Annotated in this window: 11 protein-coding genes; 6 read left to right on the top strand and 5 right to left on the bottom strand. The window is 67.0% G+C overall.

What is annotated here, in order from left to right; translation table 11 throughout:
• Window positions 1-162 precede the first annotated feature (162 nt).
• Entirely contained in the window at window positions 163-1,203 is a 1,041-nt protein-coding gene (locus tag Q7S93_RS01915; RefSeq protein ID WP_304711887.1) for an amidohydrolase family protein, read from the bottom strand.
• Window positions 1,204-1,341: 138 nt separating this feature from the next.
• On the opposite strand from Q7S93_RS01915, the gene Q7S93_RS01910 reads away from it, so the two are divergent.
• The 3 genes from Q7S93_RS01910 to Q7S93_RS01900 all read left to right on the top strand — a co-directional run bounded on the left by Q7S93_RS01910 (window position 1,342) and on the right by Q7S93_RS01900 (window position 6,032).
• The gene (locus tag Q7S93_RS01910; RefSeq protein ID WP_304711886.1) at window positions 1,342-3,168 is read left to right on the top strand and encodes an ATP-binding protein; all 1,827 of its coding nucleotides are present in this window, start codon (window positions 1,342-1,344) and stop codon (window positions 3,166-3,168) included.
• A 100-nt stretch (window positions 3,169-3,268) separates the two neighbouring features.
• Window positions 3,269-5,371, top strand: a complete 2,103-nt coding sequence (locus tag Q7S93_RS01905; protein ID WP_304711885.1) for a catalase — start codon at window positions 3,269-3,271, stop codon at window positions 5,369-5,371.
• 151 nt (window positions 5,372-5,522) lie between these two features.
• The gene (locus tag Q7S93_RS01900) at window positions 5,523-6,032 is read left to right on the top strand and encodes a DUF4168 domain-containing protein (protein ID WP_304711884.1); all 510 of its coding nucleotides are present in this window, start codon (window positions 5,523-5,525) and stop codon (window positions 6,030-6,032) included.
• 68 nt (window positions 6,033-6,100) lie between these two features.
• Here Q7S93_RS01900 and Q7S93_RS01895 read toward each other — a convergent pair whose 3' ends face one another.
• Window positions 6,101-7,204 carry a response regulator gene (locus Q7S93_RS01895; protein ID WP_304711883.1) on the bottom strand — a complete coding sequence of 368 codons (1,104 nt, stop codon included), beginning with the start codon at window positions 7,202-7,204 and terminating at the stop codon, window positions 6,101-6,103.
• A gap of 151 nt (window positions 7,205-7,355) precedes the next feature.
• Window positions 7,356-9,899, bottom strand: coding sequence for a TonB-dependent receptor (locus Q7S93_RS01890; protein WP_304711882.1), 2,544 nt, complete (start codon window positions 9,897-9,899; stop codon window positions 7,356-7,358).
• A 382-nt stretch (window positions 9,900-10,281) separates the two neighbouring features.
• Here Q7S93_RS01890 and queC point away from each other — a divergent pair, with 382 nt between their 5' ends.
• The 3 genes from queC to Q7S93_RS01875 are packed head-to-tail and all read left to right on the top strand — an operon-like array spanning window position 10,282 to window position 12,053.
• Window positions 10,282-11,013, top strand: a complete 732-nt coding sequence (gene queC / locus Q7S93_RS01885) for a 7-cyano-7-deazaguanine synthase QueC (RefSeq protein WP_304711881.1) — start codon at window positions 10,282-10,284, stop codon at window positions 11,011-11,013.
• Window positions 11,010-11,642 (top strand): 7-carboxy-7-deazaguanine synthase, encoded by a 633-nt coding sequence (gene queE / locus Q7S93_RS01880; RefSeq protein WP_304711880.1) that lies wholly within the window; start codon window positions 11,010-11,012, stop codon window positions 11,640-11,642. Before queC ends, queE begins: the two co-directional genes overlap by 4 nt.
• Window positions 11,643-11,681: 39 nt before the next feature.
• Window positions 11,682-12,053, top strand: coding sequence for a 6-pyruvoyl trahydropterin synthase family protein (locus tag Q7S93_RS01875; protein ID WP_304711879.1), 372 nt, complete (start codon window positions 11,682-11,684; stop codon window positions 12,051-12,053).
• Between the two features lie 124 nt (window positions 12,054-12,177).
• On the opposite strand, the gene Q7S93_RS01870 is transcribed toward Q7S93_RS01875, so the two are convergent.
• Together Q7S93_RS01870 and Q7S93_RS01865 are read right to left on the bottom strand one after the other, a co-directional pair.
• Window positions 12,178-12,393, bottom strand: coding sequence for a hypothetical protein (locus tag Q7S93_RS01870; protein WP_304711878.1), 216 nt, complete (start codon window positions 12,391-12,393; stop codon window positions 12,178-12,180).
• A gap of 71 nt (window positions 12,394-12,464) precedes the next feature.
• Window positions 12,465-12,977 carry a response regulator gene (locus Q7S93_RS01865; protein ID WP_304711877.1) on the bottom strand — a complete coding sequence of 171 codons (513 nt, stop codon included), beginning with the start codon at window positions 12,975-12,977 and terminating at the stop codon, window positions 12,465-12,467.
• Window positions 12,978-13,043 lie beyond the last annotated feature (66 nt).

Raw genomic sequence — 13,043 nt, 5'->3', positions numbered from 1 at the left:
ACGTCACCTTCGTCCATGCCGAGAAGATCGGCTTCGGGCCGGAGGCGCGGGCCGCCGCCATCGAAGGCGCCGAGGCCAGGCTGGCCGATGTGCTCACCCAGGGTCTTGTCGCAGCCTGAGGGGGATGAATGGGGCGGCCCGGCCCAGCGCCGGCCGCTCCGTTCAGATGTCCAGCCGGTAAACCCGCCGCGCCGTGTCGTGGAACAGGGCCGCCTTCTCGTCGCCAGACGCGCCCGCCGCCAGATGCTTGAAGGCGTTCCAGAGGGTGGCGTAGTCGCACGTCCCCGCATCGACGGGGAAGTTGCTCTCGAACATGCAGCGTTCGACGCCAAAGGCCTCGATGGCGGTCTCCACATAGGGCCGCCATTCCTGGGCCAGCGCCGCCGATGTGGCCGGCGGTTCGGCCAGGAAGCTTGCAAAGCCCAGGAACGGCATGGCCAGCCCGCCGATCTTGCAGACCACATTGGGGCGTTCGGCCAGGGCCTGGATATTGTCGCGCCAGATCCCGAACCGCGCCTCGCGCTGGCCGGCATAGGCGCCGATCCCCAGCGGCGTGCCCACATGGTCGAGGATGATGGTCGTCTCCGGAAAGGCGCTCGCCAGATCGATCAGGTCGGGCAGTTGCGGCTCCAGCAGCCAGGCGTCGAAGGACAGGCGGTGGCGCGCGAGGTGCGCAAAGCCCGCCCGGAACGCGGCGCTGCGATAGAGCCCAGCCGCCATGCCCCCCAGCGGCCCCAGGACGGCGGGGTCGGGATCATGGCGGGCGCTCTGGCGAACGCCGCGGAACCGCCCGCCGCCCGCGGCCAGATGCGCCTCGAGAACCGGCGCCACCGCCTCGCCAAGCGTGAGGTCTGCGTGTCCGACGATGCCGGCGCAGGCCCGGGTTTCGCCATAGAGTCCGCTGGCGCTCATGGCCGCCACGCCATTGACGAACTCGGTCTCCCCCACCGGCGCGAGGGCGCCCGACGCCCCGGCCCGGTACATGGCGCCGCATTCCACAAAGACCGTCGCGCGTACATTGTGGCCGGCCCCGAGGTCGGTCATCAGCTGGTCGAGGAGATAGTGCGGCGCGCGGTGGAGCACGGCCTCGAAGCCATGCCGGGGCGGCGGCGCGTCGGCGCCGAAGCGGCCGCGCATGTCCCACAGGTGATGATGCGGATCGATGATCGGCAGATCGGGCTCGAGAATGGTCTCGCGGGCCATGGCGGTTTCCTCCTTGCGACGCTGTGGCGGCCGTCTGGCGCGGCGATACTCAACCCGGGGGACGTCTTTTCCAAGGAAATCAATTCGTAGGTATTGGCATGCCATTGTTCGGTGTTCCGCCAGACGCCGAGGCTCACCTTGCTCAAGCTCACGGCCCGCAAGCCGGCCGACATCACCGTCTCTCCCGAGGTCCTGGCCCAGTCCCAGACGCCTATCCTGCGCACCTATGTCCTGGCGGCGGCGATCTACTATGCCGTGGTCAGCGTCTCGCATCCGTTCTTTGAAGTCGGGTCCGCCCTCATCATCCTGACAGGGCTCTCAGTGGTCGCCACGATCATGGGCCTGCTGGCCTGGCGCTGGCTGAAGCAACCCCAGAGGCTGTTGCGCCTCGAGGCGGCGGCCCTGCTGATGAACGCCCTCTTCATGGCCAATGTGGTCGCCTATCTGAGCCTCCACTTCGAAGCCCTGAAGCTGATCTATTTCGTGCTGATGGCCCTGGTGTTCGCCATCGCCGCGCCCACCCGTCGGGTCGCCTATGTCAGCACCCTCGCGGCCTTTGTCGGGATGGTGCTCATGGCCCGCGCCGCACCCGGCCACCTGATTGGCCACTACGCCTATGTGGGCGTGGCCGGCGTGTTCGCCGCCCTTGGCATGTCGACCCTGATGCGAGGGGCCGTGATGCGCGAGATCCGCGCCCGGCTGGCGACGGACGAGGTCAATGTCGCCCTGCGCCATGAACTGACGCGGAACCAAGCCCTGACCCGGGAGGCCCAGGAGCTGGCGGTCGCCGCCCGCGCCGCAGACCGGGCCAAGAGCGAGTTCCTCGCCACCATGAGCCACGAGATCCGCACGCCCCTGAACGGCGTGCTGGGCATGGTCCAGGTCATGGCCCTGGACGACCTCCCCACGGTCCAGCGTGAGCGGCTGGCTGTGGTGCAGGACTCGGCCTCGACCCTGCTGGATATCCTCAACGCCATCCTCGACATCGCCCGGATCGAAGCCGGCGAGATGACCATCACCGCAGCCGAATTCGATATTGATCGCCTCATCGGCCCCCTGGGCACGCTCTATGGACAGATCGCCGCCGAGCGCGGCCTGACCTTCACGCTCGACCTCGCCCCGGAGGCCCGTGGCGGGCGGCTGGGGGATGAGGTGCGGCTGCGCCAGGTGATCAGCAACCTGATCTCCAATGCGCTGAAATTCACCGAGACGGGATCGATCTCGGTGCGTATCGGCGGAGACGCCAAGAGCCTGACCTGCGAGGTGACCGATACCGGAATCGGCATTCCCCTGGATCATCAGGCGACCATCTTCGACAAGTTCGTCCAGGCTGACGCCTCCAATACCCGCCGCAGCGGCGGAACGGGCCTGGGCCTGGCCATCTGCCGCGACCTGGTGGCGTTGATGGGGGGCAAGATCGAGTTCACGAGCCAACCGGGCCTAGGCACGACCTTTACCCTCAGCCTGCCCATGGCCCGCACCACGCCGGCATATGCCGGAGATGAGCCGCCCGCCGCTGGGCCGCCGGCCGCAGGCGTCCGTGGCCGCCGAATCCTGATCGTCGACGACAACGGCGCCAACCGCATGGTCCTGAAGACCCTCCTTGAGAGTCAGGGCCTGGACTGCGGCCAGTCGGCGGACGGCCACGAGGCGATCCTGGCCTGGGGCGTCGGAGGCTGGGACCTGATCCTGATGGACATCCATATGCCTGGCATGGACGGCATGGATGCGACAAAGGTCATCCGGGCGGCGGAGCTGGACGCGGGCCTTCCGCGCACGCCTATTCTGGCGCTTACCGCCAGCGTGATGACCCATGAGACCCAGCGCTATCTGGGGGTCGGCATGGATGGCGTCGCCGCAAAGCCTGTCCAGCTTGGGCCCTTGATGCGGCAGATCGAACAGGCCCTGGGCGTGGCGAAAATCGACGCCGTGGCGCGTTCGGCCAGCGTGTCCCGCCGGGCCTGAGCCGCCGGTGTGATCTGGCGGGAACCCGGCCGCGGGTTTTCAATGAACCCTTCCTTGGTCTCGCGCGCTTCAGCCGCGGCTCCAGAGGAGGACTCACGCCATGGCCGAAGACATCTACGGGACGCGTAACCCCGGCGCAGGGGGTGAAACCCATCAGACCGCCTCTGGCGACACCCCGGTCCTGACCACCCAGCAGGGAATTCCGGTCGCCGATGACCAGAACAGCCTGAAGGTCGGGCCCCGTGGCCCGACCCTGCTGGATGACTTCCATCTCCGCGAGAAGCTCTTCCACTTCGATCATGAGCGTATCCCCGAGCGCGTGGTGCATGCCCGGGGGTTTGGGGTGCACGGCTATTTCGAGGCTACCGAATCCCTGTCCGACCTGACCCGGGCTGATCCCTTCCAGACGGCGGGACAGCGCACGCCGGTCTTCGTGCGGTTCTCCACCGTCGCCGGCGCCAAGGGCTCGCCGGATCTGCCCCGGGATGTCCGCGGTTTTGCTGTGAAATTCTACACCCAGGAGGGCAACTGGGACCTGGTCGGCAACAACATCCCGGTCTTCTTCATCCAGGACGCCATCAAATTCCCGGACCTGATCCACGCGGCCAAGCCGGCGCCCGACCGCGGGTTCCCGCAGGCCCAGACGGCCCATGACAACTTCTGGGACTTCATCACCCTGAGCCCAGAGTCCATGCACATGATCATGTGGGCCATGTCGGATCGGGCGATCCCGCGGTCCCTGCGGTTCATGGAGGGCTTCGGCGTCCACACCTTCCGGTTCATCAACGCCGAAGGAAAGTCGAGCTTCGTCAAGTTCCACTGGAAGCCCAAGCTCGGCCTTCAGTCTGTGCTGTGGAACGAAGCCCTGAAGATCAACGGGGCCGACCCGGACTTCCACCGCCGCGACCTGTGGGACGCAGTCGACAGCGGCCAGCCGCCGGAATGGGAGCTGGGCGTCCAGGTGTTCGACGAGGCCTTCGCCGACGAATTCGAATTCGACATCCTCGACCCCACCAAGATCATTCCCGAGGAACGGATCCCGGTGCGGATCATCGGCCGCATGGTGCTGGACAACAACGTCCAGAACTTCTTCGCCGAGACCGAGCAGGTGGCCTTCTGCACCCAGAACGTGGTGCCGGGCATCGGCTTCACCAACGATCCCCTGCTGCAGGGCCGGAACTTCTCCTATCTGGACACCCAGCTGAAGCGGCTGGGCGGACCCAACTTCACCCATATTCCGGTGAACGCGCCGCGCTGTCCGGTCCACAATTTCCAGCAGGATGGCCACATGGCCATGCGCAACCCCGTGGGCCGGGCCAATTACGAGCCCAACAGCTGGGGCGCCCAGGGCGGGCCGCGGGAGAGCCCCGAGCGGGGCTATCCGCACGCCGCCGTCGCGGAGTCCGGCGAGACCCGCCAGATCCGCGCCGAGACCTTCGCCGACCACTACAGCCAGGCCCGGCAGTTCTTCGTCAGCCAAACCCCGATCGAGCAGAAGCACATGGGCGACGCCCTGGTGTTCGAACTCAGCAAGGTCGAACGGCTGGATATCAGGGAGCGCATGGTCGGCCATCTGCGCAATATCGACCAAGGGCTCGCCAAGACCGTCGCCACCGGGCTCGGCCTGACGTCCATGCCGACCGCTCTTCAGCCGGCGCGTCCGGTGATCACAGACCTTCCGCCCTCGGATGCGCTGAGCATGCTGAAGCGTCCCCTGCCCAGGTTCGAAGGGCGCAAGTTCGGCCTGCTGATGAGCGATGGCGCCGATGCGGCGCTGTTCAAGGCCCTGACGGAGGCCATCAAGGCCGAGGGCGCCATCTTCGAGGTGATCGCCCCGCATATCGGCGGCGTGACGCTCAGCGATGGCGTGGCGCAGCCGGCCGGCCAGAAGATCGATGGCGGCCCATCGGTGCTTTACGACGCCGTGGCGATCCTGGTGTCGGAGGAGGGCGCCGCCATGCTCTCCAAGGACAAGACGGCCAAGGACTTCGTCAACGACGCCTTCGCCCACTGCAAGTTCATCGCCCACACGGCGTCCGCTGCGGTGCTGTTGGAGAAGGCCGGCGTCGCCGAGGACATGGATGAAGGCTTCTTCGCCCTCGCCGCGCCGGGGGACGCGCAGACCTTCGTCGAGGCCTGCCGCGCCATTCGTCTGTGGGCGCGGGAAATGACGGTGGATCTCGACGCCGCGGCGCTCAAATAGGCGGCCACTCACCGGACGCGCCGCCGCCTTTGGATCTCTAATCCGGCGGCGGCGCGCTTCACGGCGCCGTGATAATTCTGCCTCAGGTGGGCAACCTTTTCTGCTGCTCACCGGTTTGTGATGGGAGTGGACAGAACAGGAGACACTGACAATGACCCTCAAGACCACGTTTTTCGCCGCGGCCGCCGCGCTCGCGTTGACCGCCGCCCCCGCCGCCTTCGCTCAGGATGCGGGCGCTGATGTGACGCTGTCCAATGATGCGGCGGCCTCGGCTGCTGCGACCGCCCCCGCCGCCAGCGGCGCCGGCTTCACCGACACCCAGGTGGCGGACTTCGCCGAGGCGATGGCCGACGTCCAGGCTCTCAATGAAGAGTACGGCCCCAAGGTCAGCGCCGAGGCCGATGCGACCGCCCAGACGGCCTTGCAGCAGGAAATGACCACCAAGATGACCGCTGCGGTGGAGGAGTCGGGCCTGACCGCCACGGAGTACAACCAGATCGCTGCGGCCGCCCAGACCGACGCGGCGCTTCGCGCCCGGATTGGTCAGGCCATGCAGGCTGACGCCGGCGCCGCCGCCGACGCCTCGGCTGAGGTCGAGAGCCCGGCGGACACTTCGGCCGGGGCCGAGACCCCCGCCGTCGAGGGCGCCCCGGAGATGTAATCGCCTAATCCGGTCAGGCGACAGGAGGCGCGGTCCGCGAGGGCCGCGCCTCTTTTCGTTTGAGGGATTCAGGCGGCGCGGGCCGTGCTGCCCTCGAGGGCCTGTTGCAGGGCGCGCAGCAGGTTTTCGGGCTTCATCGGCTTTTCCACCACCCCGATCATGCCCGCTGCGATGTAGGCCGCGGCGTCCTCGGGATCGGCGTTGGCCGTCAGGGCGATGATGGGGGTCTGAGCAGTCGGGCCGGGCAGGGCGCGGATGGCCCGGGTAGCCGCCACCCCATCCATCCGCGGCATCTTGATATCCATCAGGATCAGGTCGAACCGGCCGGTCCGGGCCAGTTCGACCGCCTCGACCCCGTCGACGGCGGTTTCGGCGGTGCAGTCGAACATCTCGCAGAGGGTCTCGGCCACCATGCGGTTGGTGGCGTTGTCATCGACGATGAGGATGTGGGCGGCGCGGTCGGACGCGGCCTCGGGCTGGGCCGGCTCGGCCTGGGGCGCGCAAGGCGCATCAAGGGTGAACACGGCGGTTTCTCCGCCGCCGAGATTGCGCTCGGTGGTCTGAGCGCCGCTCAGGCTGAGCAGGATGTTCTGGGCGAGGGCCGCGCCGATGGCGGTCTCCAGGCCAAAGCGGGCGTCGATGTCTTCGATGCTGCCCGACAGGCCCTGGTCGATGACCTCGCCGGCCCCGCGGATGCGGCCTTCCAGGCGCAAGCTGTCGACCGTCTCGCTACTGACCCGCAGGGAGGCTTCGACGGCGCCCCGGCGGACGCTGGATATGGCCTGGCCAATGAAGCCGTCGAACACCTGATGAAGTCGGAAGGGGTCGATCAGCGCCGTCGCCGCCGGGTCGCCTTCATAGGAGACCAGCAGGGTGACGCCGCTTTCGCGGGCGCGGCTGATCCAGCGTTCCTGCACCTCGTCCATCAGGTCGCGGAGCAGGCGCGGTTCGGGGTTCAGGCTGAGTTGCTGCTGGGCGGCGGTCTTCAGGTCGTGGGTGGCGGCCAGCAGGCGACAGACAGCCGTCGCGGCTTCATCGACGCCATCGACACAGGCTTGGGCGTCGGCGCCGAGGTGCTGTCGGTTCAGTCGGTCGGTGAGCGCCAGCACGCCCTCGAGTTGGACGCGGATCTCTTCCGTCACGCGGTCGAAGAAGAACTCGGAGAGGGGCATGGTTAGCCGGGGCCGTTGCAATCTCCACCCAGGATGGAGGGAACCCTTTTCAGAGACGTTAAGTTGGCCCCGGCAGTTTGACGCAGACGTGAAAACGAAGAGGGGGGCGGCAGGTCGCCCCGCCGCCCCCTCTCAGGATCGAGCCCTGCGCTTAGAAGCGGTACTGCAGCTCCAGGCCGAAGGTGCGCGGCTGGATGAGACCGCGGGTGATCGCCGTTCCGGTCTGCTGCAGATAGGTCTGGCCGCCCACCGTCAGGCCGGGGTTGGGATTGGCGAAGACCGCGGTCGGGTTGGTCGATCCGGTGGAGGTGAAGCCCTCTTCTTCGAAGGCGTTCTTCACAAAGCCGATCAGCGAGTAGCGGTCCTCGATATCGCGCCAGATCAGGCGGAAGTCGGCGACGGTGTAGGCCGGCACCGCGAAGGCGGGGTTGTCGAAGGGCTGGTAGATCGTCTCGTCGGTCCAGAAGGCGGTGCCCGAGGCGATCAGCGAGCCAGGTCCGAAGTCCCAGGTGTAGTTGGCGTTCATCGCCACCTTGTGTTCCGGCGACTGGAAGAGCTGCGCGCCCTTCAGGTCCTGGAAGACCAGCAGCACGCCGTTCTGCACGGCCGTGCCGCCCGCCGGCTGGGCCTGGGGCAGCAGGGCGCTGGGGTCGGCCGGGTCATAGAAGCAGCAGCCGCGGGTGATTTCGGTGTTCAGATAGCCGTAGCTGACCGACACCTGCAGGTTGCGGCTGGGCTCCCAGATGGTTTCCAGCTCCAGCCCATAGGCCCGGGCGTCCACATTGATGAAGTTGTTGGCTGAGGCCGTGCCGGCCGCGTTTAGCTGCTGCAGGTTCAGCTGCAGGTCGTTGTAGTCGTTGTAATAGAGCGAGGCGTTGACGATCAGCTGGCGGGCGATCGTCTTCTTCATGCCCAGCTCATAGGCGTTGACGAACTCGGCCTCGCCTTCGGGGTTGGGCGCCAGCGTCCCCAGCAGGAAGCCGCCGGACTTATAGCCGCGGCTGTACTTGCCATAGAACAGGCTGTCGTCGTCCGGCGTCCAGTCGAGATTGACCACGCCGGTGACCGCCTCCCAGCTGTTGGACAGGGTGCGGCTGTTCTGGATACCGGGCGTCGAAGGATCGAGGTCGGTGGAGACGTCGAAGGCCGCCGCGCCGCCGAGCTGGGGGCCGAACGGGCCGGCCGGCGAATAGAGCACCAGGCGCTGGCTCTCGAAGCCGTCCTTCTCATCCTTGGTGTAGCGCAGGCCGGTGGTCAGCGCCCAGGCGTCGTTGAACGCATAGGTGAACTGGCCGAACACCGCATAGGCCTTGGAGTTCAGGTCAGCGATGTTGTCGGCGAAGTTGCGGCTGGGATTGGCCGGCGCGGGGATGCAAGGATTGGCCGCCCCGCCGAAATAGCAGGGGGTGGCCATCTGCGCCTGCTGGGGATTGCCCAGCTGGATGCGCTGCCCATGATCCTCATTGTATTGATAGAGGCCCACGATCCAGTTGAGCGGGCCGTCCGAGTTGGAGGTCAGGTTCAGCTCGTTGGAATAGTACTTCTTGGTCTCGTAGAAGTCAGTGGTGTAGTCCACATAGACGCCCGGGATGCCTGCCACGGTGATGGGCGCGGTGCGGCTGGTGTTGTCGTAGTCGCCGCCGGTTTGATAGTCGTACTGCTGGAAGCCGCCGATATACTTCAGGTCGGCGAAGCCCAGGTCCCAGGTGATCTGGCCGGTCAGCACGTGGTTGCCGCGCAGGGCGCCGTAGCCGTCGCGGTTGGTGTTCTGGACGTAAGGGTCGGCGACGCCCGGATTGGTCACCGTCTCACCGAACTGGAAATTGGTCACCAGGCCGCCGATGGGCTGGAAGGCGCGGGTGGTGTCATAGGGGCTGACCAGATTGCTCAGCCGGTCCCCGACGCCCAGGCTGTCATCCCAGTTGGAGCGGTTGTAGCGGACCCACACATCGACATTGTCGCCGAGTTCGGCTTCCACCTGGGCTTCGAAATAGGTGCGCTTGATCGAGGCGCCTTCATTGGCGCTGCCGATGTTCTTGATGAAGCCCCGACGCTGCCATTCCTGGTTGCCGCCGACCTTGAAGCGCAGATTGTCCGCGACCGGAATCGAAACCACGCCCTCGACGCGGGTATATTCGTAGTTGCCCACCGCGGCGCGGATCTCGCCGGAGAAGTCCTGCGACGGGCGCTTGGACACCTGGTTGATCGCCCCGCCCATGGCGTTGCGGCCATAGAGGGTGCCCTGGGGACCGCGGAGGATTTCGGTGCGCTCGATGAACAGCGGCGTCTTGAACAGCTCCGACGAACTCGCCGAATAGAAGCCGTCCGAATAGGCGGCCACGCCGGGGTCGTTGCCGATATAGAAGGTGTTGCGCCCCGCGCCGCGCAGGGACACCCGGTCGGTGCCGGAATAGTTCATCCCCGGCGTGAAGTTCACGAAGTCCTGGATATTGGTGATGCCCTGGGTGTCGCGCTGCTCGGAGGTGAAGGCCGAGACGGCCACGGGGACATCCTGCAGGGCCTGCTCACGCTTTTCAGCGGTGATGACCAGTTCCTGGATCATGTAGGGCTCGGCCTGGGGCCGGACCGGGGCCTGGGCCTGGGCGAGCGCCGACCCGGCGCTGGCGACGAAGGCGGCCATGGACACGGTCGCCACCAGGCTTCGGCGCAGACCGGACGTTTTCAGAGACGGCATGGATCCTCCCAGGCGGCTTTGGCGCCGCCCATTGTTTGCGAGTTTGAGACAGGACGGCCGTCGGGGGAGCGGCGGCCGGGCGCAACCTCGTCTTCACTGACGCGCCCGTCAAACTGAACCTCGTTCACCTGAGCGAAATAAGGCGAGTTTGACGCAAACGTGACGGAAATACCGCGGTTTCGAACGGCGCGCACAAAACCGACCGGCGTTATCCGTTGTGCGCCCTTGGGGGAGAGCAGAAGCGTCGATTCGGCGAGCCGCCCCGGGGCCGTACTCAATCTTCGAAATCGCTTGAGGAGCCGACGCCTCGACGTACAAATCGGACGCTCGGCCGCAGCGCCCTGGTCTTCCCCTGCGGACCTTCCACGCGCATATGGGAGCCATGACAGACGCCCCCCGCGATCGCCGCGCCCTTGTCCTGTTTTCCGGCGGCCAGGACTCTTCGGTTTGCCTGGCCTGGGCGCTGGCGCGTTATGACCATGTGGAGACGGTGGGCTTCGACTATGGCCAGCGCCACGCCGTCGAGATGCAGGCCCGTCAGGTGGTGCGCCAGGCTATGGCGGCCCAGTTCCCCGCCTGGGCGCCGCGGCTGGGCGACGATCACCTGATCGACCTGACCGGGTTCGGCGCCATCGCCGAGACCGCCATGACCGCCGATCGCGCCTTTGAGGTCACCGAGAAGGGGCTGCCCTCGACCTTCGTGCCCGGCCGGAATCTCGTCTTCCTCACCTATGGCGCGGCGGTGGCCGACCGGCGGGGAATCCGCGACCTGGTGGGCGGCATGTGCGAGACCGACTTCTCCGGCTATCCCGACTGCCGGCGCGACACCATCGACGCCCTGGAGCACGCCCTGAACCTGGGCATGGCGCAGGATTTCCGCATCCAGACGCCGCTGATGGCGCTCACCAAGGCGCAGACCTGGGCCCTGTCGAAGTCCCTGGGGGGCGAGCCGCTGGTGGCGCTGATCTGCGAGGAGAGCCACACCTGCTATCGCGGCGAACGCGGCGCCCTCCACGACTGGGGCCATGGCTGCGGCGATTGCCCCGCCTGCGAACTGCGGGCCCGCGGCTGGGCCGAGTGGGTCGACCAAGGCCGTCCGGAGCTTGCGGCGTGAGCTACGCGGTCAAGGAGATCTTCCTGACTCTGCAGGGGGAGGGCGGCCAGGCCGGGCGTCCCGCGGTCTTCTGCCGCTTCGCCGGCTGCAACCTGTGGTCTGGCCGCGAGGCCGACCGGGCGAGCGCGGTCTGCACCTTCTGCGACACCGACTTCGTGGGCATGGATGGACCTGGTGGGGGGCGGTTCGCCGGGCCTGACGAGCTGGCTGACGCCGTGGCGGCCGCCTGGGGCGGCGAGGCCGCCCACCGCCTGGTGGTCTGCACCGGGGGCGAACCGCTGCTGCAACTGGACACGCCGCTGATCAACGCCCTCAAGGCCCGGGGCTTCGAGATCGCCGTGGAGACCAATGGCACCCTGCCGGCCCCCTCAGGCATCGACTGGATCTGCGTCAGCCCCAAGGCCCAGGCGCCGGTGGTCCAGACCTCGGGGCAGGAATTGAAGCTGGTCTTTCCGCAAGCGGGCGTCGATCCGGCGCGCTTTGCGGGTCTGGATTTCGAGCGCTTCTATCTCCAGCCCATGGACGGTCCAGACCGGGCGGCGAACACCGAGGCGGCGATCGCCTATTGCCTCGCCCACCCCCGTTGGCGTTTAAGCGTCCAAACCCACAAATATCTGGGCATTCCCTGACGGCCGGTTGGCTGGACGGGTCGCCCTGAAGCGCGCCAGATGACATCGCATATCTTCGAGATCACCAAGGTCGCGACCTTCGACGCGGCCCACTTCCTGCCCCATGGCCCCGCCGACAGCCCCTATACGCGGCTGCATGGCCACTCGTTTCAGGTGGAGGCGACCGTGGCCGGCGCGCCGCAACCGCCCGTGGGCTGGGTGGCCGATCTGGCCGAGCTCGACAGCGCCCTGCGCGCCGTCGCCCTGGAACTGGATCACGGCCTGCTGAATGAAAAGGCCGGCCTGGAAAGCCCGACCCTGGAGAACATCTGCCTTTATTTCGCCGACCGGCTGAAGGCGGACTTCCCGGGCCTGACCCGGATCAAGGTGTCGCGCCCGACCATCGGCGAAAGCTGCGCCCTGAGCCTCTAGAGCCTGATGCGATCAGACGGAACCGTCTGATCGTTAAGTCAGGCTCTCAATTCAAAGTCTTGAGCGCGTTTTGTTCCGATAACCGGTTCCCACCTATCGGAACGCGCTCTAGGTCCCGGGGCGCTCACCGGCGGCGTCGGTGGTCATCCTCATCGTCTCCGCCGGGGATCACCGCGCCGGCGGCCATGCCGACGCCCTTGGCCGTGGCGCCGACGGCCGCGCCAGTGACGCCGATAGCTACGCCGGCAGTCGTGCCGACGACCGCGGCGGCCAGACAACCCGCCTGGGTGAGGCCCAGGAGGCCGATCAGGCTCAGGCGAAGCAGCATCGGCGCGTTCATGGTGAATCCCCGGGAGGTCAGCCGCCAGAAGACGCGCAAAACATCACCAAATGGTGGCGGCGGCCGCCGCGTCAGTCCAGTTGGTGCGACAGGGCCACGGCGGTGTCGGTGCTACGACGCCAGGGACCATTGAAATTGGGATCGGCGCGGCGGCGGCGGTCGGGACCGAAATAGTCCTTCGTGCGGATATAGGGCCGCGGATGCTCGACGATGCGGTTCAGCCGCTCCAATACGCCCCGGGCGGTCAGCGGCTTGGCCAGGAATTCGTTGACCCCGGCGTCCCGGGCCTCGGCCACCCGGCGCAGGGTGGAGTGGCCGGTGATCATGATCACGGGGATCATCTGGTTGGCGCTGTCGGGGGAGTTGCGCAGCAGGCGCACGAAGTCGATGCCGTCCAGGGGCTGCATGGACAGGTCGGTCATGACGATGTCGATGGCGTGGCTGCGCAGCGCCTGCAGGCCCTCGGCCCCGTCGGCGGCCTCATGGACATGGACCACGCCGATGGCCCGCAGAATCTCGGTCAACAGCACCCGCATGTGGTGGTTGTCGTCGACCAGCAGGATCCTCAGGAGTTCGTAGCGCAAGGTTTCCGTCTTTCGCGGCGGTGTCTTTGCTTGCTTCTCCGGATGGGGCCGGATTCGAAGCCGCTC

Source organism: Phenylobacterium sp. (assembly GCF_030646615.1).
Classification (GTDB): Bacteria; Pseudomonadota; Alphaproteobacteria; order Caulobacterales; family Caulobacteraceae; genus Phenylobacterium.
Note: the sequence above shows the minus strand (reverse complement) of the source record. Positions and strands in the feature narration are given on the sequence as shown.

Coding starts and splice junctions, on each gene's coding strand:
- Q7S93_RS01915 (WP_304711887.1), bottom strand. CDS start 1,203: ATGGCCCGCGAGACCATTCTCGAGCCCGATCTGCCGATCATCGATCCG.
- Q7S93_RS01905 (WP_304711885.1), top strand. CDS start 3,269: ATGGCCGAAGACATCTACGGGACGCGTAACCCCGGCGCAGGGGGTGAA.
- Q7S93_RS01900 (WP_304711884.1), top strand. CDS start 5,523: ATGACCCTCAAGACCACGTTTTTCGCCGCGGCCGCCGCGCTCGCGTTG.
- Q7S93_RS01895 (WP_304711883.1), bottom strand. CDS start 7,204: ATGCCCCTCTCCGAGTTCTTCTTCGACCGCGTGACGGAAGAGATCCGC.
- Q7S93_RS01890 (WP_304711882.1), bottom strand. CDS start 9,899: ATGCCGTCTCTGAAAACGTCCGGTCTGCGCCGAAGCCTGGTGGCGACC.
- queC (WP_304711881.1), top strand. CDS start 10,282: ATGACAGACGCCCCCCGCGATCGCCGCGCCCTTGTCCTGTTTTCCGGC.
- Q7S93_RS01875 (WP_304711879.1), top strand. CDS start 11,682: ATGACATCGCATATCTTCGAGATCACCAAGGTCGCGACCTTCGACGCG.
- Q7S93_RS01870 (WP_304711878.1), bottom strand. CDS start 12,393: ATGAACGCGCCGATGCTGCTTCGCCTGAGCCTGATCGGCCTCCTGGGC.